Source organism: Streptomyces sp. NPDC045956 (assembly GCF_056430705.1).
In genome coordinates this window covers 912,419-936,902 of the sequence record NZ_JBWKKZ010000001.1, presented here as the reverse complement: position 1 = coordinate 936,902, position 24,484 = coordinate 912,419, and the positions used below count along the sequence as shown (strand labels likewise).

General features: G+C 72.7%; 24 protein-coding genes and 1 riboswitch. Of the genes, 11 read left to right on the top strand and 13 right to left on the bottom strand.

The genetic code is table 11. The annotated features are described in order from the left end of the window. Positions 1-36 precede the first annotated feature (36 nt). The 5 genes from metF to AC07FV_RS04110 all read right to left on the bottom strand — a co-directional run bounded on the left by metF (position 37) and on the right by AC07FV_RS04110 (position 4,190). Positions 37-960, bottom strand: coding sequence for a methylenetetrahydrofolate reductase [NAD(P)H] (gene metF / locus AC07FV_RS04130; protein WP_479084464.1), 924 nt, complete (start codon positions 958-960; stop codon positions 37-39). Positions 961-1,144: 184 nt separating this feature from the next. Further along, positions 1,145-1,804 carry a thiamine phosphate synthase gene (gene thiE / locus AC07FV_RS04125; RefSeq protein ID WP_479084463.1) on the bottom strand — a complete coding sequence of 220 codons (660 nt, stop codon included), beginning with the start codon at positions 1,802-1,804 and terminating at the stop codon, positions 1,145-1,147. Between the two features lie 264 nt (positions 1,805-2,068). Next, positions 2,069-2,434, bottom strand: coding sequence for an Rv2175c family DNA-binding protein (locus tag AC07FV_RS04120; RefSeq protein ID WP_087809829.1), 366 nt, complete (start codon positions 2,432-2,434; stop codon positions 2,069-2,071). 101 nt (positions 2,435-2,535) lie between these two features. Further along, a complete protein-coding gene (locus AC07FV_RS04115; protein WP_479084462.1) occupies positions 2,536-3,807 on the bottom strand; it encodes an NAD(P)/FAD-dependent oxidoreductase in 1,272 nt (423 codons plus the stop codon). A 32-nt stretch (positions 3,808-3,839) separates the two neighbouring features. Then, on the bottom strand, positions 3,840-4,190 hold the full coding sequence (locus AC07FV_RS04110; protein WP_479084461.1) for an avidin-fold protein: 351 nt from the start codon (positions 4,188-4,190) through the stop codon (positions 3,840-3,842). A 52-nt stretch (positions 4,191-4,242) separates the two neighbouring features. Next, positions 4,243-4,354: riboswitch (TPP riboswitch) on the top strand. Between AC07FV_RS04110 and thiO the strand changes: the two genes are divergently transcribed. From thiO to AC07FV_RS04085, 5 genes are all read left to right on the top strand, one after another. Further along, a complete protein-coding gene (gene thiO, locus AC07FV_RS04105; RefSeq protein WP_479084460.1) occupies positions 4,352-5,539 on the top strand; it encodes a glycine oxidase ThiO in 1,188 nt (395 codons plus the stop codon). Its footprint overlaps the riboswitch before it by 3 nt. Continuing rightward, on the top strand, positions 5,536-5,736 hold the full coding sequence (gene thiS, locus AC07FV_RS04100; protein ID WP_279563245.1) for a sulfur carrier protein ThiS: 201 nt from the start codon (positions 5,536-5,538) through the stop codon (positions 5,734-5,736). Before thiO ends, thiS begins: the two co-directional genes overlap by 4 nt. A gap of 2 nt (positions 5,737-5,738) precedes the next feature. Further along, on the top strand, positions 5,739-6,533 hold the full coding sequence (locus AC07FV_RS04095) for a thiazole synthase (RefSeq protein WP_479084459.1): 795 nt from the start codon (positions 5,739-5,741) through the stop codon (positions 6,531-6,533). Positions 6,534-6,648: 115 nt separating this feature from the next. Beyond that, complete coding sequence (pknB, locus tag AC07FV_RS04090; RefSeq protein WP_479084457.1) at positions 6,649-8,601, top strand: Stk1 family PASTA domain-containing Ser/Thr kinase; 1,953 nt, start codon at positions 6,649-6,651, stop codon at positions 8,599-8,601. Positions 8,602-8,648: 47 nt separating this feature from the next. Continuing rightward, on the top strand, positions 8,649-9,539 hold the full coding sequence (locus AC07FV_RS04085) for a deoxyribonuclease IV (RefSeq protein WP_479084456.1): 891 nt from the start codon (positions 8,649-8,651) through the stop codon (positions 9,537-9,539). A 24-nt stretch (positions 9,540-9,563) separates the two neighbouring features. Here AC07FV_RS04085 and AC07FV_RS04080 read toward each other — a convergent pair whose 3' ends face one another. After that, positions 9,564-10,211 (bottom strand): sulfite oxidase-like oxidoreductase, encoded by a 648-nt coding sequence (locus AC07FV_RS04080; RefSeq protein ID WP_356610582.1) that lies wholly within the window; start codon positions 10,209-10,211, stop codon positions 9,564-9,566. A gap of 182 nt (positions 10,212-10,393) precedes the next feature. Between AC07FV_RS04080 and bfr the strand changes: the two genes are divergently transcribed. Continuing rightward, positions 10,394-10,897, top strand: a complete 504-nt coding sequence (gene bfr / locus AC07FV_RS04075) for a bacterioferritin (RefSeq protein ID WP_479084454.1) — start codon at positions 10,394-10,396, stop codon at positions 10,895-10,897. 25 nt (positions 10,898-10,922) lie between these two features. Here the strand turns inward: bfr and AC07FV_RS04070 are convergent, their stop codons facing one another. Both AC07FV_RS04070 and AC07FV_RS04065 read right to left on the bottom strand, forming a co-directional pair. Next, on the bottom strand, positions 10,923-11,156 hold the full coding sequence (locus AC07FV_RS04070; protein WP_053129480.1) for a (2Fe-2S)-binding protein: 234 nt from the start codon (positions 11,154-11,156) through the stop codon (positions 10,923-10,925). A gap of 162 nt (positions 11,157-11,318) precedes the next feature. Further along, complete coding sequence (locus AC07FV_RS04065; protein ID WP_003976701.1) at positions 11,319-12,671, bottom strand: class II 3-deoxy-7-phosphoheptulonate synthase; 1,353 nt, start codon at positions 12,669-12,671, stop codon at positions 11,319-11,321. Positions 12,672-12,834: 163 nt separating this feature from the next. Here AC07FV_RS04065 and AC07FV_RS04060 point away from each other — a divergent pair, with 163 nt between their 5' ends. The 3 genes from AC07FV_RS04060 to AC07FV_RS04050 all read left to right on the top strand — a co-directional run bounded on the left by AC07FV_RS04060 (position 12,835) and on the right by AC07FV_RS04050 (position 17,857). Continuing rightward, complete coding sequence (locus AC07FV_RS04060; protein WP_479084451.1) at positions 12,835-15,663, top strand: N-acetylmuramoyl-L-alanine amidase; 2,829 nt, start codon at positions 12,835-12,837, stop codon at positions 15,661-15,663. A 37-nt stretch (positions 15,664-15,700) separates the two neighbouring features. Continuing rightward, positions 15,701-15,799 carry a trp operon leader peptide gene (locus AC07FV_RS04055; protein WP_361011640.1) on the top strand — a complete coding sequence of 33 codons (99 nt, stop codon included), beginning with the start codon at positions 15,701-15,703 and terminating at the stop codon, positions 15,797-15,799. 105 nt (positions 15,800-15,904) lie between these two features. Next, on the top strand, positions 15,905-17,857 hold the full coding sequence (locus AC07FV_RS04050) for an anthranilate synthase family protein (protein WP_479084449.1): 1,953 nt from the start codon (positions 15,905-15,907) through the stop codon (positions 17,855-17,857). Here AC07FV_RS04050 and AC07FV_RS04045 read toward each other — a convergent pair. The 5 genes from AC07FV_RS04045 to AC07FV_RS04025 all read right to left on the bottom strand — a co-directional run bounded on the left by AC07FV_RS04045 (position 17,809) and on the right by AC07FV_RS04025 (position 22,750). Then, positions 17,809-18,804, bottom strand: coding sequence for a 2-hydroxyacid dehydrogenase (locus AC07FV_RS04045; RefSeq protein WP_479084448.1), 996 nt, complete (start codon positions 18,802-18,804; stop codon positions 17,809-17,811). The genes AC07FV_RS04050 and AC07FV_RS04045 overlap by 49 nt on opposite strands. A gap of 103 nt (positions 18,805-18,907) precedes the next feature. After that, entirely contained in the window at positions 18,908-19,936 is a 1,029-nt protein-coding gene (locus AC07FV_RS04040; protein ID WP_458417594.1) for a 6-phosphofructokinase, read from the bottom strand. A gap of 58 nt (positions 19,937-19,994) precedes the next feature. Next, positions 19,995-20,672: a response regulator gene (locus tag AC07FV_RS04035; RefSeq protein ID WP_479084447.1), complete on the bottom strand. Its 678-nt coding sequence runs from the start codon at positions 20,670-20,672 to the stop codon at positions 19,995-19,997. After that, positions 20,665-21,906 (bottom strand): MacS family sensor histidine kinase, encoded by a 1,242-nt coding sequence (macS, locus tag AC07FV_RS04030; protein ID WP_479084446.1) that lies wholly within the window; start codon positions 21,904-21,906, stop codon positions 20,665-20,667. Before macS ends, AC07FV_RS04035 begins: the two co-directional genes overlap by 8 nt. 37 nt (positions 21,907-21,943) lie before the next feature. After that, entirely contained in the window at positions 21,944-22,750 is an 807-nt protein-coding gene (locus AC07FV_RS04025) for a lysophospholipid acyltransferase family protein (RefSeq protein WP_479084886.1), read from the bottom strand. Between the two features lie 249 nt (positions 22,751-22,999). Between AC07FV_RS04025 and AC07FV_RS04020 the strand changes: the two genes are divergently transcribed. Then, the gene (locus AC07FV_RS04020; RefSeq protein WP_479084444.1) at positions 23,000-23,803 is read left to right on the top strand and encodes an alpha/beta hydrolase; all 804 of its coding nucleotides are present in this window, start codon (positions 23,000-23,002) and stop codon (positions 23,801-23,803) included. Continuing rightward, positions 23,796-24,461 carry a hypothetical protein gene (locus tag AC07FV_RS04015; RefSeq protein WP_479084443.1) on the top strand — a complete coding sequence of 222 codons (666 nt, stop codon included), beginning with the start codon at positions 23,796-23,798 and terminating at the stop codon, positions 24,459-24,461. Before AC07FV_RS04020 ends, AC07FV_RS04015 begins: the two co-directional genes overlap by 8 nt. Positions 24,462-24,484: the final 23 nt, after the last annotated feature.

Genomic DNA, 24,484 nt, shown 5'->3' with positions numbered 1-24,484 from the left:
CCGCTACGCAGTGTGTCGCAAGTATGTGCGGCCGGTCTAGGCCCGCGGTGAGTGGTGCAGGCCCAGGTTCTCGTAGATTTCCAGGGTCGCCGTGGAGTTGTTCAGCGTGATGAAGTGCAGTCCGGGCACACCCTCGGCCAGCAGCCGCGCGCAGAACTCCGTGGCGAACTCGATACCGATGGAGCGTACAGCGGCCGGATCGTCCTTGGCTGTGAGGATCCGCTCTTCCAGCTCGGCCGGGAACGAGGCGTTGCTGAGCTTCGGCAACCTCTCCAGCATCTTCACACTGGTCACCGGCATCACCTCGGGGATCACCGGGGTCTCGCAGCCGGCCGCGGTGACCCGGTCGCGCAGGCGCAGGTAGGACTCGGGCTGGAAGAACATCTGCGTGATCGCGTAGTCGGCGCCGGCCCGGCACTTGTCGACGAAGCGGGCGACGTCCGTGTCCCAGTCCGCGGACCGCGGGTGCATCTCCGGGAAGGCGGCGACGCCGACGCAGAAGTCGCCCGACTCCTTGATGAGTTCGACGAGTTCGGCGGCGTAGGTCAGGCCCTCGGGGTGCGCGATCCAGTCGGCCATGGGGTCCCCGGGGGGGTCGCCGCGCACGGCCAGCATGTTGCGGATGCCGGCGTCGGCGTACTGGCCGATGATGTTGCGCAGCTCGGCGATGGAGTGGTCGACCGCGGTGAGGTGGGCGACGGGGGTCAGCGTCGTGTCGGCGACGATCTGCTGGGTCTCCTTGACCGTGCCGGCGCGCGTGGAACCGCCGGCGCCGTAGGTCACGGAGACGAAGTCCGGGGCGACCGCTTCCACCCGCCGCAGCGCGCTCCACAGGTTCTTCTCGCCCTTGGGCGTCTTCGGTGCCGAGAACTCGAACGAGCAGGTCGTCTTGCCGGTGGCCAGGATGTCGCGCACGGTGCGTGCGCGATCAGTCCTGGTGGATGCGGTTCCGAGGGCCATACGGGCAGGTTAGTCAGGGGGCGGCGGTCACCCAACCGGATGCGGGAGATTTGTCCGCATTGTCGATTTGTTGTCCACCCTTTGGGACACATGCCTCCGGCATCCGCCGCACGGCGTCTGACGCAGCCGCTTCGCTCCGTCCGACGCAGCCGTCTCGCTACGCCTGACGCGGCACGTCGTCTTGCTACGCCTGACGGAGCCGCTTCGCGAAGTCGGCCGCCGCCGCGCCCGGGTCGTCGGCGGCCGTGATCGCGCGGACCACGACGACGCGCCGGGCACCGGCCTCCAGGACCTCGTCGAGATTGCCGAGGTCGATGCCTCCGATGGCGAACCAGGGGCGGTCGGTGCCCAGGGACGCCGTGTACCGCACCAGGTCGAGGCCGGGCGCGTGCCGGCCGGGCTTGGTGGGGGTCGGCCAGCACGGGCCGGTGCAGAAGTAGTCCACGCCGTCCTGGACGGCGGCGGCGGCGGCCTCGGAGTCGGCGTGGGTGGAACGGCCGACGAGGACGTCGTCGCCGAGGATCGCGCGGGCGGCGGGCACCGGAAGGTCGCCCTGGCCGAGGTGGAGCACGTCGGCGCGGGCGGCGTGCGCGACGTCCGCCCGGTCGTTGACCGCGAGGAGCTTGCCGTGGCGGGCGCAGGCGTCGGCGAAGACCTCCAGGTGCTCCAGTTCCTCGGCCGCCTCCATGCCCTTGTCGCGCAGCTGCACGATGTCGACGCCGCCGGCCAGCACCGCGTCCAGGAACTCGGGCAGGTCTCCCTGGTCGCGACGGGCGTCCGTGCAGAGGTAGAGCCGGGCGTCGGCGAGCCGGGCGCGGGCGGTGCTGGCGTCTGATGCGGGCATGCGGGTTCCCCCAGGTCGGTGGCGTGGGCCCGCGAGGGGCGCACGGCCTCGGTGGACGGGCCTCGGCGGCCACGGTGCGGGTGTCTCGTCACCCCGCCCGGCCCCTCGGATGGATACGGCCGGCGGCCCGGGGCCGGTACGGCTCGGCACCGAGGGCCCCCTGCGAGGGCCGCGGGCACGCGGAATGCGGCGCCGCCGCCCCTGGGTCGGGGCGGCGGGCCGGACCGTACCGCACCCGGGTGCCGGGCGCGAGGACGGGTCAGGTCAGACGGCGAGCGCCTGGGCGCGGCGCTTCACCTCCGTGCCGCGATTCTCGCTCAGCGCCTGGGCGGGGGTGCCGGGCAGGGACGGGTCCGGCGTGAAGAGCCACTCCAGCATCTCCTCGGCCGTGAAGCCGTCGTCCCGCAGCAGCGTCAGGGTCCCGACCAGGCCCTTGACGACCTTGTCCTCGTCGATGAAGGCCGCCGGGATGTGCAGCGCGCGGTTCTCGCCGCGGCGGACGGCGATGAGCTGGCCTTCCTTGATCAGCTGGCGTACGCGGGTCACCTCGACGCCGAGCATCTCGGCGATGTCGGGGACGGTGAGCCAGGCAGGCACGAGCGCGTCGGTCTTTGCGTCAATCTCGGTCACGTCCACAAGCCTGCCATCCGGCACTGACAGTGGGAAACCGGACCCGTCCGTCACGGCACCCGGGCCGGGGGCGGAAGGACGGGCGGAAGGCCGCGGAAGGGCTACGCCGTCGCCGCCTTGAGGGGTCTCGCCGGGTCGGTCAGCAGCCGCGGGTCCATCCTCGTGCCCGCCTGGATCAGGCGTCTGCCCTGCGCCAGGTCCCGGGGGCGGCCGACCGCCAGCAGGGCGACCAGGCGGTCCTCGCGCAGCCAGCAGACCGACCAGGCGGGCCCCGCGGGGTCACCGCGCCAGAGGGTGGCGTCGGCGGCCGTGTGGTGGCCGGCGTACTGGACGAAGCGGCCGAACTGCTCGGACCAGAAGTACGGCACCGGGTCGTAGGCCTCGGGGGCCTCGTCCGCGGGGGCGCCGACGATGGCGGCGGCGACCGTGCGCGGGCCCTGGAGGGCGTTGTCCCAGTGGTGCACCAGCAGCCGCTCCCCGTAGCGGGCGGAGGGGAAGGACGCGCAGTCGCCGACCGCGTAGACGTCCGGGGCGGAGGTGCGCAGGCGGTCGTCGGCCGGCACGTCGCCGTGCTCGCCGAGGTCGATCCCGGAGCCGGCGAGCCACGCGGTGGCGGGCCGGGCGCCGATGCCGACGACGACCGCGCCGGCGGGCAGCCGGGAGCCGTCGTCGAGGACCACGTGCCCCGGCCCGCCGTCCGCGGCGGGCTCGACGCGCTCCACGCGCGCGTGCGTGCGCAGTACGGCGCCGGCCTCGGCGTACCAGGCGGCCATCGGCCCGGCGACCTCGGCGGGCAGCGCTCCGGCGAGGGGCCGGTCGGCGGCCTCCACGACGGTCACCGCGCAGCCCGCCTCCCGCGCGGCGGTGGCGAACTCCGCGCCGATCCAGCCGGCGCCGACGACCACGATGTCGTGCTGCCGGGCCAGCACCGGGCGCAGCCGTTCGGCGTCGTCCAGGGTGCGCAGCAGGTGCACGCCGGGCACGCCCTCGGCGCCGGGGAGCCGGACCGGTTCGGCGCCGGTCGCGAGGACCAGGGCGTCGTAGGGCACGGGTCCGGCGGAGGTGTCCAGGAGGTGGGCGCCGGGACGGACGCCCAGGGCCTCGCAGCCGAGCCGCAGGGTGATGTCGAGTGCCTCGAAGTCGACGTCGAAGGCGGAGCCCTCGGCGGTGCCGAGCAGGACGGCCTTGGACAGCGGGGGCCGGTCGTACGGCTGGTGCGGCTCGGCGCCGATCAGCGTCACGGTGCCGGTGAACCCCTGCTCCCGCAGGGCGACGGCGGTCTGCACGCCCGCCATGCCCGCGCCCACGACGACCACACGGCGCTCCGCGTCCGCCGCCCGTTCCCGGGTCTGCTCCTGCGTCTGCTCGCTCACCTGATCACCTTAGACACCTGACGTTCTGTCAGTCAGTGCTCGTACGGAGTGACCTGTTCCACAACGCTCGTCCCACTGCCCGGCCGCGACTCCCACTCCCAGGTCTCCTCCAGGCGCACCCGACCGTCCGGCAGCTCGACGACGGTCGAGACGCAGTGGCCCGAGGACGTGCCGCCGTCGGTCCCGAGCTGCACGTACCGGAAGTCGAGCCGGTCGCCCTCCCGGGTGCCCACCAGGCGGCCGAGGACCACGTCGCCGCCCTCGTACTCGGCCCACACGGCGCCGTCCCGCTCGTGGTAGCCGAACCGGGTGCGCGTGCCCACCTGGCCGGGTGCCTGGTCGGCGACCGGGGCGAGGACGAGACCGTCGAGTGAACGCGCCATGGGCATGGGCTCCCTTACACGTGTGCTGGGCAGCGGGCTAGGGTGGCCAACGTAAAGCACTCGCGGGAGCCCGGACGCACCGGGCTGAGAGGGAGGCTGGCGGCCTCCGACCGTACGAACCTGATCCGGGTCATGCCGGCGAAGGGAGGGGCTGGACGCCCATGTCGTCTCCGTCACACACGTCGTCCCGCGCATCCGACGTCCTGGTCGTCGGCGGCGGGATCATCGGCCTGGTCACGGCCTGGCGGGCCGCGCAGCGGGGGCTCGCCACGGTCCTCGTCGACCCGGAGCCGGGCGGCGGGGCCGCCCAGGTGGCGGCCGGGATGCTGGCCGCCGTCACGGAACTGCACTACGGCGAGCAGACGCTGCTCGCCCTGAACCTCGCCTCGGCCCGCCGCTACCCCGAGTTCGCGGCGGAGCTGGCCGACCTCACGGGCCACGACCTCGGCTACCGCCGCTGCGGCACCCTCGCCGTCGCGCTGGACGCCGACGACCGCGCCCACCTGCGGGAACTGCACGCGCTCCAGCAGCGGTCGGGGCTGGAGGCCGAGTGGCTGTCGGGGCGCGAGTGCCGCCGTCTGGAACCGATGCTCGCGCCGGGCGTGCGCGGCGGGCTCCGGGTGGACGGCGACCACCAGATCGACCCCCGGCGGCTGGCCGCCGCGCTCCTGGCCGCCTGCGAGGGCGCGGGCGTGGTGTTCCACCGGGTGTGGGCGGAGCGGCTCGCCGTCGGCCGCGGGGAGCGGGCCACGGGGGTGGTCACGGCCGACGGGAGGGTCCTGGAGGCCGGGCAGATGGTGCTGGCCGGGGGCAGCCTGAGCGGACGGCTCGCCGGGGTCCCGGACGACGTGCTGCCGCCGGTGCGGCCGGTGAAGGGGCAGGTGCTGCGGCTGGCGATGCCGGCGGCGCACGGGCCCCTGCTGAACCGGACGGTCCGGGCCGTGGTGCGCGGCAACCCGCTCTACCTGGTGCCCCGGGAGAGCGGCGAGCTGGTCGTCGGCGCCACCAGCGAGGAGCTGGGCTGGGACACGACGGTGACCGCGGGCGGCGTCTACGAGCTGCTGCGCGACGCCCACGAGCTGGTCCCCGGCATCACCGAGCTGCCCCTGACGGAGACCCGCGCGGGCCTGCGCCCGGGCTCCCCGGACAACGCCCCGCTGCTGGGTCCGACCGGCCTGGAGGGGCTGCTGCTGGCCACCGGGCACTACCGCAACGGCGTCCTGCTCACCCCGGTGACCGGCGACGCCATGGCGCACGTCCTGACCACCGGGGAGCTGCCGCCCGAGGCCCGCCCCTTCACCCCGCGGCGTTTCAGCGCCGCTCCCGCACTCTCGGAGCAGTCCGCATGAACATCTCCGTCAACGGCGAGCCGCGCGAGGTGGCTCCCGGAACGGCCCTGGACGCCCTGGTGGGCACGCTCACCGCGGCGCCGTCCGGAGTCGCCGCCGCCCTGAACGAGACCGTCGTCCCGCGCGCGCGGTGGTCCGCCACCGCCCTGGCCGACGGCGACCGCGTCGAGGTCCTCACCGCTGTCCAAGGAGGCTGACCATGGCCGACGACCCCTTCGTCCTCGGCGGTACGTCCTACGCGTCCCGCCTGATCATGGGCACGGGCGGGGCCCCCAGCCTCGATGTGCTGGAGCGCGCCCTCCTGGCCTCCGGCACGGAGCTGACGACCGTCGCGATGCGGCGGGTGGACGCCTCGGTGCACGGGTCCGTGCTGTCCGTGCTGGAGCGGCTCGGTATCCGGGTGCTGCCGAACACGGCCGGCTGCTTCACCGCCGGGGAGGCCGTCCTCACGGCCCGCCTGGCACGCGAGGCGCTCGGCACGGACCTGGTCAAACTGGAGGTCATCGCCGACGAGCGCACCCTGCTGCCGGACCCGATCGAGCTGCTGGACGCGGCGGAGACACTGGTCGACGACGGGTTCACGGTGCTGCCGTACACGAACGACGACCCGGTCCTCGCGCGGAAGCTGGAGGACGTCGGCTGTGCGGCGATCATGCCGCTGGGCTCGCCGATCGGGTCCGGGCTCGGTATCCGCAACCCGCACAACTTCGAGCTGATCGTGGAGCACGCGCGCGTGCCGGTGATCCTGGACGCGGGGGCCGGTACGGCGTCCGACGTGGCGCTCGCGATGGAGCTGGGGTGCGCGGGGGTGATGCTCGCGTCGGCGGTCACGCGCGCGCAGGAGCCGGTGCTGATGGCCGGCGCGATGCGGGCCGCGGTCGAGGCGGGGCGGCTGGCCCGGCGGGCGGGACGGATCCCGCGTCGGCGTTTCGCCGAGGCGTCCTCCCCGTCCGAGGGCAGGGCGGCGCTGGACCCGGAGCGGCCCGCTTTCTGAGCACCGGCAACCGGGCCCGCCGCTCCGGTGCAGTACGTCACAGGTGCGCTGCAGTACCGCCCCCGATCGCCGACGGCAGCACGGGGTGTCCGTGGTGGCTCGTACACTCACCTGCGTGGACACGACCCTTCAGGACCCCCTCGTCGGGCAGCTGCTCGACGGCCGGTACCGCGTCGAGGCGCGGATCGCGGTCGGCGGGATGGCCACGGTCTACCGGGCCGTGGACACCCGCCTGGACCGCGTGCTCGCGCTGAAGGTGATGCACCCGACGCTCGCGACCGACGTCACCTTCGTGGAGCGCTTCATCCGGGAGGCGAAGTCCGTCGCCCGGCTCGACCACCCCAACGTGGTGCAGGTCTTCGACCAGGGCGCCGAGGGGGCGTACGTCTACCTGGCGATGGAGTACATCGCCGGCTGCACCCTGCGCGACGTGCTGCGCGAGCGCGGGGCGCTCCGGCCGCGGGCCGCGCTGGACATCCTGGAGCCGGTACTGGCCGCGCTGGGCGCCGCGCACCGGGCCGGGTTCGTGCACCGCGACATGAAGCCGGAGAACGTGCTCATAGGGGACGACGGCCGGGTCAAGGTCGCCGACTTCGGGCTGGTCCGGGCCGTGGACACGGTGACGCACACCACCGGGTCCGTCCTCGGCACCGTCTCCTACCTCGCGCCGGAGCAGATCGAGCAGGGCACCGCCGACCCGAGGGTCGACGTGTACGCCTGCGGTGTCGTCCTGTACGAGATGCTGACCGGCGGCAAGCCCCACGAGGGCGACTCCCCGGCCCAGATCCTCTACAAGCACCTCCACGAGGACGTCCCGCCGCCGTCGGCCGCCGTCCCGGAGATGGCGTACGAGCTGGACGAGCTGGTCGCGACGGCCACCGCCCGCAACCCCGAGATCCGTCCGCACGACGCCGTGACGCTGCTCGCGCAGGCGCGCCTCGCGCGCGCGGCGCTGAGCACGGAGCAGCTGGACGCGGTGCCGCCGCAGGCGATCGGCGGCGAGCACGACAACGCCGAGGACCGCACGAGCGTGATCCCGCGCGCGCTGACCTCCCCGATGCGCCCGCTGCCCGTCGACGAGGACGGGGGCGGCGGCCGGGCCCACGCGTTCCCCGCGGACGGCATCGACCGCACCAGCCGGCTGGCCGCTCCCCCGCCGCCGCCCCGGCGCCGGCGTCCGGAGCTGCGGCGCGGCCCGCTCGCGATCGTCGTCGCCGTCCTGCTGGTCCTCGGGGTCGGCACGGGCGTCTGGTACATCAACTCCGGTCAGTTCACCAAGGTGCCGGCGGTGCTGTCCAAGAGCGAGGCCGAGGCCCGGGACCGGCTGGAGGACTCCGGCCTGGACGTCGGCAAGGTCCGGCACGCCTACAGCGACACGGTGGAGCGCGGGAAGGTCATCAGCACGGACCCCGGCGCGGGCGCCCGTATCCGCAAGAACGACTCCGTGTCGTTCACGGTCTCCGACGGCCCCGACACCGTGAAGCTGCCGGACGTCGCGGGCTACCGGCTGGACCGCGCGCGGACCCTGCTGAAGGACGAGGGGCTGGAGCCGGGCATGGTGACCCGGGAGTTCAGCGAGGACACCCCCAAGGGCTTCGTGGTCTCCACCGAGCCCGCCACCGGCACCACCGTGCGGGCCGGCTCGGCGGTCGCCCTGGTCGTCAGCAAGGGCAGCCCCATCGACCTCCCGGACGTCACCGGTGACGACCTGGCCGACGCGAAGGCGGAGCTGACCGAGGCCGGTCTGAAGGTGAAGGTCGCCTCCGCGCAGGTGCACTCCGAGTACGACCGGGGCCAGGTCGCCCGGCAGACGCCGGACCCGGGCAGCCGGGCGGCCGAGGGCGACACGGTGACGCTCACGGTGTCCAAGGGACCCGAGATGATCGAGGTGCCGGACGTGGTCGGGGACAGCGTGGACGACGCCAAGCGGAAGCTCGGGGACGCCGGCTTCGAGGTGGACGAGGACCGGGGTCTGCTCGGGCTGTTCGGCGACACCGTGAAGGACCAGTCCGTGGACGGCGGGGACACGGCCCCCAAGGGCTCCACCATCAAGATCACCATCAGGTGACGGCTCTCACGGCCCGGAGCGGCGACCGGTCATGACACCCTGAATGGGTGAACAGTCAACAGTCGGCTCTCTCCCCCGCGCCCGTCCGCAACCCCGTCGGCGGTCACGTCCCGGTGGCCGGGGGCCTGCACTCCGTGGGCCTGTCCTACGCCCGTGAGCTGAAGGCCGAGGCCGTGCAGGTCTTCGTCGCCAACCCGCGCGGCTGGGCCACACCGGCGGGCAACCCCCGGCAGGACGAGGCGTTCCGGGAGGCCTGCGCGGCGGAGTCGATCCCCGCGTACGTGCACGCGCCGTACCTGATCAACTTCGGTTCGCACACCGAGGCGACGGTGGAGCGGTCCGTGGACTCGCTGCGCCACTCGCTGCGGCGGGGGCGGGCGATCGGCGCGCTCGGCGTGGTCGTGCACACCGGCAGCGCCACCGGCGGCCGGGACCGGTCGGTGGCGCTGAAGCAGGTGCGGGAGCACCTGCTGCCGCTGCTCGACGAGCTGACCCACGACGACGACCCGTACCTGCTGCTGGAGTCGACCGCCGGCCAGGGCGCCTCCCTGTGCTCACGGACCTGGGACTTCGGGCCCTACTTCGAGGCGCTGGACGCCCACCCGAAGCTCGGCGTGTGCCTGGACACCTGTCACGTCTTCGCGGCCGGGCACGACCTGACCGGCCCGGCGGGCATGCACCAGACCCTGGACCTGCTGGTGGACGCGGTCGGTGAGGGCCGGCTGAGGCTGATCCACGCCAACGACTCCAAGGACGTGGCCGGCGCCCACAAGGACCGGCACGAGAACATCGGCGCCGGCCACATCGGCGAGGACCCGTTCCGGGCGCTGATGACCCACCCCGCGACCGAGGGGGTGCCGCTGGTCATCGAGACGCCGGGCGGCAAGGAGGGCCACGCGGCGGACGTGGAGCGGCTGAAGAAGCTGCGCGACGGCTGACCGGCGCGGGGAACCGCCGAACGGTCAGAGGTCGGGGCCGTCCCCGGGTTCCTCCTGGTAGGAGTAGCGCTGCTCGCGCCACGGGTCGCCGATGTTGTGGTAGCCCCGCTCCTCCCAGAAACCGCGGCGGTCGGCGGTCATGTACTCGATGCCCCGGACCCACTTCGGGCCCTTCCAGGCGTACAGGTGCGGGACGACCAGCCGCAGCGGGAAGCCGTGCTCGGCGGTGAGCAGCTCGCCGTCCTTGTGGGTGGCGAAGAGGGTGCCCTCGGCGGCGAAGTCGGACAGGCGGAGGTTGGAGCTGAACCCGTACTCCGCCCACACCATCACGTGGGTGACGGCGGGCGCGGGCGGGGCGAGGTCCAGGATGGTGGCGGCCGGGACACCGCCCCACTCGGCGCCGAGCATGCTGAACTTCGTGACGCAGTGCAGGTCGGCGACGACCGTGGTGTACGGCAGGGCGGTGAACTCCTCGTGGGTCCAGCCGCGCTTGTCGCCGTCGGCGGTGGCGCCGAAGACCCGGAACTCCCAGCGTTCGGGGCGGAACTTGGGCACCGGACCGTAGTGGGTGACCGGCCAGCCCCGCTGGAGCCGCTGTCCCGGCGGGAGCTCGAACCGCTGCGCTCCTTGCGAACCGCCTTCTCCCGATTCGTTTCCCACCGGCTGACCCATGCCTCCATCCTGACAGACCCGGACCGATGCCCCTGACCCACCCCTCTTACATTCGGGCAAAGTAACGCGATATGGACTAAGCCTGTACTTACTTACTAAGTCGAGACTTACTGGACGATCTTCTGCACCGGTGCAATCATGCGGCGCAACAGGCCAGTTCCCGTTCGAAGGAGCGTCAAGCGATGCAGGGCGACCCCGAGGTCATCGAGTTCCTCAATGAGCAGCTGACCGCCGAGCTGACGGCGATCAACCAGTACTTCCTGCACGCGAAGCTGCAGGACCACAAGGGCTGGACCAAGCTCGCGAAGTACACGCGCGCGGAGTCCTTCGACGAGATGCGCCACGCCGAGGTGCTCACCGACCGCATCCTGCTCCTGGACGGCCTGCCGAACTACCAGCGGCTGTTCCACGTCCGGGTCGGCCAGACGGTCACCGAGATGTTCCAGGCCGACCGGGAGATCGAGATCGAGGCCATCGACCGGCTGCGCCGGGGCGTCGAGGTGATGCGGGCCAAGAACGACATCACGTCGGCCAACGTCTTCGAGGCCATCCTCGCCGACGAGGAGCACCACATCGACTACCTGGAGACCCAGCTGGACCTGATCGAGAAGCTGGGCGAGTCGCTCTACCTGTCGACGGTCATCGAGCAGGTCCAGCCGGACCCGTCGGGACCGGGCTCGCTCTGAGGGCCGAGGACACCCGGGGCGCGCCCTAGGCGGCTTCGGGAAGCTCCGCGAGGACCGGTCCGCCCTGGTCGGCCAGCTCCCGGCGGGGGCAGGCGCCGCGGCCGAGGAGTGCCTGGATGCGGCGCACGCAGCCGCCGCAGTCGGTGCCCGCCTTGCAGGCGGAGGCGATCTGCCGGGGCGTGCAGGCCCCGGCCTCCGCGTGGCCCTTCACCTGTTCCTCGGTGACTCCGAAGCAGCTGCAGACGAACACGCGGTTCACCTCCCGAGCGGGTACAAGGTCGTGCCGTACCGAGGACCGGAAGGCCCGCTGATCGGTGAGGCAAACCTAACCTTACCCATCACGCAAGATCGAAAAAAGTGGAGGGGCGCGGATCGTGTGTGACCCGCGCCCCATTCACCAGCCCCCGCGAGGGGCGGACCGTCACTGGTCCCGGTACATCTCCGCCACCAGGAAGGCCAGGTCGAGCGACTGGCTGCGGTTCAGACGCGGGTCGCAGGCGGTCTCGTAGCGCTGGTGCAGGTCGTCCACGAAGATCTCGTCGCCGCCGCCGACGCACTCGGTGACGTCGTCGCCGGTCAGCTCCACGTGGATGCCGCCCGGGTGGGTGCCCAGGCTCTTGTGCACCTCGAAGAAGCCCTTGACCTCGTCGAGCACGTCGTCGAAGCGGCGGGTCTTGTGACCCGAGGCCGCCTCGTAGGTGTTGCCGTGCATCGGGTCGGTGATCCAGGCGACGGTCGCGCCCGAGGCGGTGACCTTCTCGACCAGCTCGGGGAGCTTGTCGCGGATCTTGTCCGCGCCCATGCGGACGATGAAGGTCAGCCGGCCCGGCTCACGCTCGGGGTCGAGGCGCTCGATGTACTGGAGCGCCTCCTCGGCCGTGGTGGAGGGACCGAGCTTGATCCCGATCGGGTTGCGGATGCGCGAGGCGAACTCGATGTGCGCGTGGTCCAGCTGCCGGGTGCGCTCACCGATCCACACCATGTGCCCGGAGACGTCGTACAGCTGCCCGGTGCGCGAGTCGACCCGGGTCAGCGCCGACTCGTAGTCGAGCAGCAGCGCCTCGTGCGACGAGAAGAACTCGACGGTCTGGAACTCGGCCGGGTCCGTCCCGCAGGCCCGCATGAAGTTCAGCGCGTTGTCGATCTCCCGGGCGAGCTGCTCGTAGCGCTGGCCGGAGGGGGAGGACTTCACGAAGTCCTGGTTCCAGGCGTGCACCTGGCGCAGGTCGGCGTAACCGCCGGTGGTGAAGGCGCGCACCAGGTTCAGCGTGGACGCCGACGCGTGGTACATGCGCTTGAGCCGCTCGGGGTCCGGGATCCGGGCCGCCTCGGTGAAGTCGAAGCCGTTGACCGAGTCGCCGCGGTAGGTCGGCAGCGTCACGCCGTCGCGGGTCTCGGTCGGCTTGGAGCGGGGCTTGGAGTACTGGCCGGCGATCCGGCCGACCTTCACCACGGGCACGGACGCGGCGTACGTGAGGACGGCGCCCATCTGGAGCAGCGTCTTCAGCTTGTTGCGGATGTGGTCCGCGGACACCGCGTCGAAGGCCTCGGCGCAGTCGCCGCCCTGGAGGAGGAACGCCTCTCCCTTGGCGACGGCCGCCATCCGGGCGCGCAGCTGGTCGCACTCGCCCGCGAAGACGAGCGGCGGATACGACTCGAGGTCCGCGATCACTGCGCGCAGAGCCTCGGTGTCGGGGTACTCGGGCTGCTGCGCCGCGGGCAGGTCTCGCCAGGTGTTGCCAGCGCTCGGGCTGGTCTTAGCGTTCACGGTCACCCCTCAACCCTACGGGGTCCCGCCAAGCGGTTTTCGCACGGCTCGACAGGTGAGACGCCACCCCCGCGCGGACCGCGGGACATGAGTTGGTAACCTCACGCGCCTTCGACGTTTGAATCATGTACATCTCACATACAGACCGAGCGCACACCAGGGGTGGGACTTGAGCGCGGACCATCGCAGAGACCGCAAGAAGAAGAGACTGCTCGTCTACGGTGTCGCCTCGCTCGTGGCCGCCGCCACCACGGCCGGCACCCTGGCCCTGGCCTCGCCGGGCCTCCTCGGCTCGGACACCACCCGGTCCGGGACGGCGGGGCAGGCCCGGCTGCAGGACGAGTTCCGGGCGGCCGCGGAGGAGTTCGGCGTCCCGCAGAGCGTGCTCATGGCGGTCTCGTACCGGCAGACGCGCTGGGAGGACCACGACGGGCTGCCGAGCACCACCGGCGCCTACAACGTGATGGGGCTCACGGACGTCGACCCGGAGAGCCTGCCGGAGGGCGGCTCCGCCGAGGAGCGCGAGCACCGGCTCGAGCACATGAACCGCAGCGGCGACCCGGTCGTCGAGAAGAACTTCGACGCCGGGAAGGCGCTCCGGAGCCTGCGCCAGGAGCCCGTCGACACCAGCGACCCGCGGCTGCACACCCTGGACGAGGCGGCCGGTCTCATCGACGCCTCGCCCGAGGAGGTGCGCGGCGACTCCGGGGAGAGCATCCGGGCGGGCGCCGCCCTGCTCGCCGAGTACCAGCGGGACGCGACCGGTTCGCTGTCCGAGGACCCGGGGGCCTGGTACCCGGCGGTCGCCCGGGCCGGCCAGTCGACGGACGCCAAGGGCGCGCGGCAGTTCGCGCAGCGGGTGTACGAGTCGATCAGGACCGGTGAGCGGCGCGTCACCGCCGACGGCCAGTCCCTCACCCTGCCGGCCGACCCGGCCGTGCGGCCGGACCGCACCGCGGACCTGGACCTGGCCGCCGCCACCGCCGCTCCGGCCCCCGACTGCCCCTCGGGCCTCAGCTGTGACTTCCGTCCCGCCGCCTACAAGCAGAACGGCGGCATCGACGACTGGGGCAACTACAACGTGGCGAACCGCCCGGTGACGGGCAACGAGATCACCTCGATCGTGATCCACGACACCGAGGGCAGCTACAGCAGCGCCCTGGGCGTCTTCCAGAACTCCCTGTCGTACGCCAGCGCCCACTACCTGATCCGGGCGTCCGACGGTCTGGTCACCCAGCTCGTCGAGAACAAGAACGAGGCCTGGCACGCGGCCAACAAGACCCTCAACATGCACTCGATCGGCATCGAGCACGAGGGATACGCCATCAAGGACGGCAGCTGGTACACCGAGCCGCAGTACGAGTCCTCGGCGGCGCTGGTGAAGTACCTGGCCGGAAAGTACGGCGTCCCGCTGGACCGCGAGCACATCATCGGCCACGACGAGGTGCCGGGCGTCCTGGACGCGAACGTGAGGACCCAGCACTGGGACCCGGGCCCGTTCTGGGACTGGAACCACTACATGGGCCTGCTGGGCGCACCCACCGGCGCCGAGGGGCCGGGCGGCCCGTACAAGGCCGGTCAGGTGGTCCGCGTGGTGCCGCCGTTCACCACGGCGAACCAGCCGAAGATCACCAACAACGGTGCCTCCGTCCCCGCGCAGCCGGCGAACTTCACCTACCTGTACTCCTCGCCGTCCACCTCCTCGGCCACGCTCACCGACCCGTACCTGGGCAGCCAGACCTGGAGCGAGGGCTGGAACTGGGGCAACAAGGTCCTGGCCGGCGGTGAGTTCGTGGTCGCCGAGGCGCGGCAGGACTGGACGGCCATCTGGTACGGCGGCAAGAAGGCCTGGTTCCACAACCGGGGCGGCCAGTTCGCCACCGCCGCCGGCACCCCGGACGTGGTCACGGCCAAGGCCGGGGCCGGCTCCGTCCCGGTGTACGGCCGCGCCTACCCCGAGGACGGCGCGTACGCGGGCACGGGCGTGCCGGTGCAGAACAAGAACAACGAGTCCCTGAGCAAGTACGGCGTCCTGAGCGGGCAGAAGTACGCCCTGGCCGGCGGCGCCGTGAAGGGCTCGTACTACAACAGCGGCAACATCGACGGCTCGGGCACCGGCTCGCGTGTCGTGGTCGTGGGCGACACGACGTACTACCCGATCCGCTTCAACCACCGCATCGGCTACGTGCGCACGGCCGACGTCCAGCTGGTCGAGGGCACCGCGCCCGACGCGGGCACCGACCGCTACAACATCCTCGGGCGGGACGCCTCGGGCGTGCTGTGGCAGTACCAGGGCACCGGGGACGCCGCCGGCCCGTTCTTCGGCCGCTTCCGCGTCGGCGGCGGCTGGAACGGCTACAACGCGGTGACGACCCTGACGGCGCTGCGCGCGGACGGCACCGGCGACATGGTGGCCCGCGACAAGAGCGGGGTGCTCTGGTACTACAAGGGCACCGGCAACCCGGCGAAGCCCTTCGGGGCCCGCGCGCGGGTCGGCGGCGGCTGGTCGGTCTACGACACGATCACCGGCGCCCGCGACCTCACCGGGGACGGCAGGGCCGACCTGATCGCCCGGGACAAGAGCGGGGTGCTCTGGCTCTACAAGGGCACCGACAACCCGGCGAAGCCCTTCGAGGCCATGAGCAGGGTCGGCGGCGGCTGGTCCGCCTTCAACGCGCTGGCCGACACCGGCGACCTCACCGGTGACGGCAGGGCCGACCTGATCGCCCGCGACAAGAGCGGGGTGCTCTGGCTCTACAAGGGCACCGGCAACGCCGCGAAGCCCTTCGAGGCCATGAGCAGGGTCGGCGGCGGCTGGTCCGCCTACGACGTGCTGAGCGGCCCCAGCGACCTCGACCGCGACGGGGTGCCCGACCTGATCGCCCGGGGCAAGGACGGCGTGCTCTGGTTCTACCAGGGCACCGGCAGCGCCTCCGCGCCGTTCGCGGCCCGCGCCCGGGTCGGCGGCGGCTGGAACACGTACAACATGATCGTCTGACCTCGGCACCGGCGCCGCGGGCGTCCCGGATCCCGGGATGTGCCGCGGCGCCGCGCGGGGATGGAGTAGGGTCTGCGGCATGTTCGCGCACTCGATCCAGAACTGGTGGTGGACCGCTCATCCGGCGGCCCGCTGACTGCGCGTGACGTAAGACTTCGCGAAGGCCGCCCGAGGGGCGGCCTTCGGCGTTTCCGCGACCGGGGACCGTTCCTCTCTCCCAGACCGAGAAGGAAACGGACCCATGACACCGCTCGACGCCCTGCTGACCGACTCCCGCCCCTTCGCCCTGCTCCGCCGACGCACCCCGGGCCTCGACCAGGACACCGTGGAAGTGCTGCTCGGCCCGGTGACGGAGCGCGACAGACTCGCCGATCTGCCCGACGAGGGGCTGGCGCTCGTCCCCTTCCGGCAGATCCGCGAGCGCGGCTTCGACGTCCGCGACGACGGCACGCCGCTGCTGGTGCTGACTCCCGAGGAGCGGTACGGCGTTCCCCTCGCCGAGGCCCTGGACCGGCTCCCGGCGCACGAGGTCCGCGTCGAGGGCGGCGGCTTCGACGTGGACGACGAGGAGTACGCGCGGATCGTCGGCCGGGTGCTGGACCAGGAGATCGGGGCCGGTGAGGGCGCCAACTTCGTGATCCGCCGGACGTACGAGGGGCGGATCGACGGGTTCGGGCGGGCCGACGCGCTGGCGCTGTTCCGGCGGCTGCTGGAGGGCGAGCGGGGCGCGTACTGGACGTTCGTGGTGCACACCGGGGAGCGGACGCTGGTCGGGGCCAGCCCAGAGGTGCACGTGCGGATGTCCGGTGGAAGGGGCGGGCGCGCGGCGCCCACGGCCGAGGGTGGCGGTGGGACACAGGTGGGCACGGTCGTCATGAACCCGATCAGCGGGACGTACCGCTACCCCGCCGGCGGCCCCACCCCCGAGCACCTGCTGGACTTCCTCGCCGACGGCAAGGAGATCGAGGAGCTGTCGATGGTGGTCGACGAGGAGCTCAAGATGATGTGCACCGTCGGCGACATGGGCGGCGTCGTCGTCGGTCCGCGGCTCAAGGAGATGGCGCACCTCGCGCACACCGAGTACGAGCTGCGCGGCCGCTCCTCGCTGGACGTGCGGGAGGTGCTGAAGGAGACCATGTTCGTGGCGACGGTGACCGGCTCGCCGGTGCAGAACGCCTGCCGGGTCATCGAGCGGTACGAGCCCCTCGGGCGGGACGGGGTGGCGCGCGGCTACTACGCGGGGGCCCTGGCCCTGCTGGGCCGGGACGCCGGCGGCGCCCAGACCCTCGACTCCCCCATCCTCATCCGCACCGCCGACATCGACGCCGCCGGACGGCTGCGGGTGCCGGTCGGCGCGACGCTGGTGCGGGGCTCGGACCCGGCGGGCGAGGTCGCGGAGACCCACGCCAAGGCGGCCGGGGTGCTGGCCGCGCTGGGCGTGGGCCCCGCCCGGCCGCGTGCGGAGGCCGAGCGGCCGCGGCTGGCCGACGACCCGCGCGTCCGGGCGGCACTGGACGGGCGACGCGCCTCCCTGGCCCCGTTCTGGCTGCGGATGCAGGAGCCGTCGGGCGCGCTGGAGGGGCACGCCCTGGTCGTCGACGCGGAGGACACCTTCACGGCGATGCTGGCGCACGTGCTGCGTTCCTCGGGGCTCGCGGTGAGCGTACGGCGGTACGACGAGGAGGGGTTGCGCGAGGCGGTGCTCGGGCACGAGGGCCCGGTGGTGCTGGGGCCCGGTCCCGGTGATCCGTCCGACCCCGCCGAACCGAGGATGCGCTTGCTGCGCGCGCTGACCGCCGACGTGCTCCGGGAGACGCGGCACGGCGTCCTCGGCGTCTGCCTCGGGCACGAGCTGATCGCGGCGGAGCTGGGACTGGACATCGTCCGCAAGGAGGTCCCGTACCAGGGGGCGCAGACGGAGATCGACCTGTTCGGACGGCGGGAGACCGTCGGCTTCTACAACAGCTTCACCGCGCGCTGCGACGACGAGGCGGCCCGTAAGCTGGCCGCGCACGGCGTGGAGGTGAGCCGTGGGGCGGGCGGCGAGGTGCACGCCCTGCGCGGGCCGGGCTTCGCCGGGGTCCAGTTCCACCCGGAGTCGGTGCTGACCCTGGACGGCGCGGCGATCGTGCGGGAGCTGGTCGGTCAGCTGCGCGGCACCAGCACGTTCTCGGAGCGGCGGCCCGCCCGGTAGTCGAGGACGTTCCTCACCGTGGCGTCGACGATCTGGCCGACGGCGTCCTCGGTGTAGTACGCCTGGTGCGAGGTGACCAGCACGTTCGGGAAGGTGACGAGGCGGGCCAGGGTGTCGTCGGCGATGGCCTCCAGGGACTTGTCGAGGAAGAACAGGCCCGCCTCCGCCTCGTACACGTCCAGGCCGACGCCGGTGAAGCGGCTGGCGCGCAGCTCGGTCACCAGGGCGGCGGTGTCGACGAGGCCGCCGCGACTGGAGTTGAGCAGGATCGCGTCGTCCCGCATCGTCTTCAGGGCGGCCGCGTCGATCAGGTGCCGGGTCTCGGGCATCAGCGGGACGTGCAGGGTGACCAGGTCGGACTCGGCGAGCAGCTCGTCCTTGGCGACGTAGCGCATGCCGAGCGCCGTGCAGGCGGGGTTCTCGGCCACGTCCCAGCCGAGCAGCCGCATGCCGAAGCCGTGGGCGATGCGGGCGAAGGCCTCGCCGATCTTGCCGGTGCCGAGGACCCCGGCGGTGCGGCCGTGCATGTCCCGGCCCATCAGGCCGTTCAGCCGGAAGTCGAAGTCGCGGGTGCGGGTGGAGGCCCGCACGATCCTGCGGTTGACGGCCATGGCGAGGGTCCAGGCGAACTCGGCCACCGAGTGCGGGGAGTAGTACGAGACCCGGGCGATGGTCATGCCGAGGCGGCCGGCGGTGTCGAGGTCGATGTTGTTGAAGCCGGTGGAGCGCTGGGCCACCATCCGGGTGCCGCCGGCCGCGAGGATCTCCAGGACGTCCGCGCCGAGGTCGGCGTTGACGGACGTGGAGACGATCTCGTGGCCGGCCGCGATGGGGGCGGTGTCCTCGTTGAGGAAGACGTCGAGGCAGCGGACGTCCGCACGGCCGCGGAAGGCCTGCTCGATCAGGGGCTGCTCGTCGGCCTGGACACCGAAGGCGAGGATTTCCACGACCGCTCCCGTTCTGCTGGGCTCCCGGCCGAATATACGGTCCTGGCCCGCCGCACGCCCGCCGCACGCCCTCCGGTCACGCCGGTCGCGCCGGTCGCGCCGGTCAGCCGAAGAAGACGCCGACCTCCGCGTACAGCTTCGGGTCCACGGTCTTCAAACGGGCCGTCGCCTCGGCGATCGGGACGCGGACGATGTCCGTGCCGCGCAGGGCGACCATCTTGCCGAAGTCCCCGTCGCGGACGCAGTCCACGGCGTGCAGGCCGAAGCGGGTGGCGAGCCAGCGGTCGAACGCGCTGGGGGTGCCCCCGCGCTGGACGTGGCCGAGGACGGTGGTGCGGGCCTCCTTGCCGGTGCGTTTCTCGATCTCCTTCGCCAGCCACTCGCCCACGCCGGACAGCCGTACGTGACCGTAGGAGTCCAGCGACTGGTCCTTGAGCACCATGTCGCCGTCGCGCGGCATCGCCCCCTCGGCGACGACCACGATCGGGGCGTAGGAGGCACGGAAACGGGAGGTCACCCAGTCGCAGACCTGCTCGGTGTCGAAGCGCTGCTCGGGGATGAGGATGACGTTGGCGCCGCCGGCCAGGCCGGAGTGCAGCGCGATCCAGCCGGCGTGCCGGCCCATGACCTCGACCACCAGGACGCGCATGTGCGACTCGGCGGTGGTGTGCAGCCGGTCGATGGCCTCGGTGGCGATGCCGACCGCCGTGTCGAAGCCGAAGGTGTAGTCGGTGGCGGACAGGTCGTTGTCGATCGTCTTCGGGACGCCGACGCAGGGCACGCCGTACTCGTCCGCCAGGCGGGTGGCGACGCCGAGGGTGTCCTCGCCGCCGATGGTGATCAGCGCCTCGACCCCGAGCTTCGCGAGGTTCTCCTTGATGCGCCGGATGCCGTGCTCGTGCTGGAGCGGATTGGTGCGCGAGGAGCCGAGAACGGTGCCGCCGCGGGGCAGGATGCCGCGGACGGCCGGGATGTCGAGGCGGACGGTGTCGCCCTCCAGGGGGCCGCGCCAGCCGTCCCGGAAGCCGGTGAAGTCGTAGCCGTACTCCTGGACGCCCTTGCGGACGATGGCCCGGACGACGGCGTTGAGCCCGGGGCAGTCGCCGCCGCCGGTCAGTACTCCGACCTTCATCGCGTAACTCCCTTGCCACGGCGGGAGGTTCAGGACCCTGCCACTGTCCCGCGCGGGGTCACGCGTCGTCCAGACCCCGTTCTATCGCGTAGCGCACGAGTTCCACCCGGTTGTGCAGCTGGAGCTTGCCGAGGGTGTTCTGGACGTGGTTCTGCACGGTGCGGTGGGAGATGACGAGGCGTTCGGCGATCTGCTTGTAGCTCAGGCCCTTGGCGACCAGGCGCAGGACCTCGGTCTCGCGGTCGGTGAGCCGCGGCGCTCCGGGTTCACCGGTTGCGGCGGCGGGGGCCGGTTCGGAGGCGAGGCGGCGGTACTCACCGAGGACCAGTCCGGCCAGTCCCGGGGTGAACACGGGATCGCCGAGGGCCGTGCGGCGCACCGCGTCCTGCAGTTCCCCGGTCGAGGCCGACTTCAGCAGGTATCCGGTAGCGCCGGACTTCACCGCCTCCAGCACGTCGGCGTGCTCCCCGCTCGCGGAGAGCACCAGGACGCGCAGCGTCGGGTCGGCGCCGACGACCTCCTTGCAGACCTGGACGCCGGGCTTGCCGGGCAGGTTGAGGTCGAGCACGAGGACGTCGGGGGCGACGGCCCGGGCCCGGCGCACCGCCTGCTCCCCGTCGCCGGCGGTGGCGACCACGTCGAAGCCGGACTCGGCCAGGTCCCGGGCGACGGCGTCCCGCCACATCGGGTGGTCGTCGACCACCATGACCCTGATCGGGTCCTGTCGTTCACTCACGGTCCGCTGCCTTCCCCCGGGCGACGGCGTCGCCGGCTTCCTTCGGTGTCCTCAGTTCGACCTCGGTGCCCTGTCCGGGCACCGAGATCAGCTCGGCCGTGCCGCCGAGATCGCGCAGCCGGCCCCGGATCGACAGGGCCACGCCGAGCCGCCCCTCTCCCTCGGCCTCGGCGAGCCGCCCTTCGGGGATGCCGGGTCCTTCGTCGCGGACGGTGACGATCACCTCGTCGGGCTCGTCCTCGACCAGGATCCAGGCGCGCGCGTCCTCGCCGACGTGCTTGCGTACGTTGTCCAGGGCGGCCCCGACGGCGGCCGCCAGCTCCCGGGCCGCGGGCGGCGCGAGCAGGACCGGCGCGCCCGGGTCGGCGAGATGCACGCGGGAGCCGGCGTACGGGGCGAGCAGGGCGCGCAGGTCGACGGGGCCGCCCGGTCCCTCCTCCTCCGGTTCCTCCACGGCCCGTACGAGCGCGCCCTCGGCGGCGTCCTCCGACAGCCGGGAGACGGGGACCAGGCCGCCGGAGACCAGCGTGCGCAGCGCCACCTCCTGCTCACCGGCCATCCGGCCCAGCTCGGCCGCCTCGCCGCCGATGACGGCGCCGCGCCGCTGCACCATCGCGAGGACCTGGAGCACGCTGTCGTGGATGTCCCGGGCGAGCCGCTCCCGCTCCCGGGTCGCCGCCTCGATCTCCAGGGCGCGGGCGAGGGTCCGCTCGGAGGCGCGGGCGACCTCGACGACGTAGCCGATGGCGATGGAGGCGACCCAGACGAGGATGACGTTGTGGACGGTGTCGCGGGCCGGGCTGCCCCGTTCGACCAGGTTGGCCACGGCCACGAGGGAGGAGGCGACGGCGGCCCAGCGCCAGCCGCCCTTGATGGCGAAGGCGAGGACGGAACCGGCGGTCCATATCGAGGGCAGCGTCGGGCCGCCGTCCATGACCCGCTCGGGCGCGTCGGCGAGCGGGGTGAGGAGGATGCCGGTGACGGCGACGGTGAGGTCGGCGGCGAGGAACCGCCTGGTGCAGCTCGCCTCGCCCGAGACCTTGGGGAGGGTGGCCAGGGTCCAGACGCAGAGGACGGCGTAGTAGGCGACCGCGAGCCAGGGGCGGACGAAGCCCGAGTAGGCGGTGGCGAAGAAGCCGATCGCGTACAGCATGGTGAGCACGCGGTAGCCGGCCAGCGCACGCCACAGCGGCTGCTCGACCGACATCCTCATGACTCTCTCGCGCCTGGCCATGTCCCCCCGTCCCCGGCCCTCCCGTGCTGGTGCCGGCCTACCGGTCGTCGGACCGGTCCTGCTCGGCCGCCGCCTTCTCCTTGGCCGTCTGCTCCTTCTCGGCCTGGGCGAGCGCGGCCTTCGCCGCCCTGTCCGCCTCCTTCTCGGCCTTGACCGCTTCCTTCTCGGCCTTCGCCGCGTCCGCGAGCTGCCGCTTCATGGCGGTCGCGTACATGTCGACGTACTCCTGGCCGGAGAGCTTCATGATCTCGTACATGACCTCGTCGGTCACCGCGCGCAGGACGAAGCGGTCGTGCTCCATGCCCTGGTAGCGCGTGAAGTCCAGGGGCGCGCCGATACGGATGCCGGGCCGCATCAGCTTCGGCACCACCTTGCCGGGCGGCTGGATCTTCTCGGTGTCGATCATGGCGACCGGGACGACGGGCGCGCCGGTGGCCAGCGCCACGCGCGCGAGGCCGCCCGGCTTGCCCCGGTAGAGGCGGCCGTCCGGGGAGCGGGTGCCCTCGGGGTAGATACCGAACAGCTCGCCGCGTTCCAGCACCTCTATGCCGCTCTTGATCGCGGCCTCGCCCGCGCCGCGCACGCCGGAGCGGTCGACCGGCAGCTGGCCCACCCCCTTGAAGAAGGCGGCGGTCAGCCGGCCCTTCACCCCGGGCGTGTTGAAGTACTCGGCCTTGGCGATGAAGGTCACCTTGCGGTCGAGCACGGCGGGCAGGAAGAACGAGTCGGAGAACGACAGGTGGTTGCTCGCCAGAATGGCGGGGCCGTCGGCCGGAATGTGCTCCAGGCCTTCCACCCAGGGCCGGAAGGCGAGCTTCAGCGAACCCCCGACGGTGACCTTCATCGCGCCGTACAACAACCGAGTGCCTCCTGTGTCTGTGGGTCAGACCTTAACCCGGGGCACCGTCAATGGCCCCGACGGCCCTGGTCGGTGTCAGTGCGGTCGCGTACGGTGAAGTACCCACGAGTACCGCACCCGCAAGGACCGCCTCGGCGTGCATCGCACCCGTGTGCGTCCCACGCGTGTGTCCCGCCCGTGTGTCCCGCCCGACGTGCCGGCTGTGCCGGCCCCCTGACGACAGGAGACCGACTCGTGCCGGTCCTGCCCGGAGCCGAGCCGTTCCGCCACGAGGGCGGGGAGGTCGGCGTCCTCCTCTGCCACGGCTTCACCGGTTCCCCGCAGTCGCTGCGCCCCTGGGCCAGGTACCTCGCGGCGCGGGACCTGACCGTCGCCCTGCCCCTGCTGCCCGGGCACGGCACCCGCTGGCAGGACCTCCAGGTCACGGGCTGGCAGGACTGGTACGCGGAGGTGGACCGCGAGCTGCGCGCCCTGCGGGAGCGCTGCGCGCGGGTCTTCGTGGCGGGCCTGTCCATGGGCGGCGCGCTGGCGCTGCGGCTCGCCGCCAAGCACGGGGACGCGCTGTCGGGCGTCGTCGTCGTCAACCCGGCGAACCGGATGCACGGCGTGGCCCAGCACGCCCTTCCGGTCCTGCGCCATCTGCTGCCCGCGACGAAGGGCATCGCCAGCGACATCGCCAAGCCGCTCGGCACGGAGCTGGGGTACGACCGGGTGCCGCTGCACGCGGCGCACTCGCTGCGGACCTTCTTCCGTCTCGCCGACGGCGATCTGCCGCAGGTGACCCAGCCGCTGCTGCTGCTGCGCAGCCCGCGGGACCATGTGGTGCCGCCGGCCGACTCGGCCCGCATCCTCGGCCGGGTGTCGTCGACGGACGTGACGGAGGTCCTGCTGGAACAGAGCTACCACGTGGCGACGTTGGACCACGACGCGGACCGGATCTTCGCGGAGAGCGTCGCTTTCATCGGCCGGCTCGCGCCCGGTTCCGTCAGGGAGCCGGAGCCCGGTCTCGGCAAGGAAGGGACGGCCACAGGTGACTGAGAGCGACTCCGACCGCGAGGACCGCGAGGAGCGGGACGTGGAGCGGGAGCACCGTGAGGACCCGGAGCGCGCGCAGGAGCGCGTCCCCGGGGCGCAGGGCGTGCCCGTCGACGAGGCCGCCGCCTGGGCCGCGATCGTCGCCGGGTACGGGGACGAGCCGCCGGACCCGCCGGGCGCGAAGCCCTTCAAGTCGGTGGAGGACCTGGCGCTGCTGGAGCCGGAGACCAACGACGACGGCCCGGAGCGGGAGGTCCCCGCGTCGGACCGGCCCGCGTCGGACCGGCCGGCGTCGGACCGTCCGGCTGCGGACCGGCCGCTCGGGGGCTCCGTGGCGTTCGCGCCCGGCGTCGGCGGCCCGCGCGACCACAGCCTGGCCGAGCCCTCGGACGACGATCTCGGCGAGGACGACGAGGGTCACTTCGTGCCGCCCGAGCCGCCGCCGTTGCCGGAGGGCGACACCACCGCGAGGTTCGCGTGGCTGGGCGTGCTCGGGGGGCCGGTGCTGCTTCTGCTGGCGGTGGTGCTCGGCTGGGACATGACGTGGTGGCTGGCGACCCTGAGCATCGGCGGCTTCCTCGGCGGCTTCGCCACCCTCGTCATGCGGATGCGCACCGGCGACGAGGAGGACGAGGACCCGGGGCGGGGCGCGGTGGTCTAGGACGCGCGAGGGCCGCTCGGCGG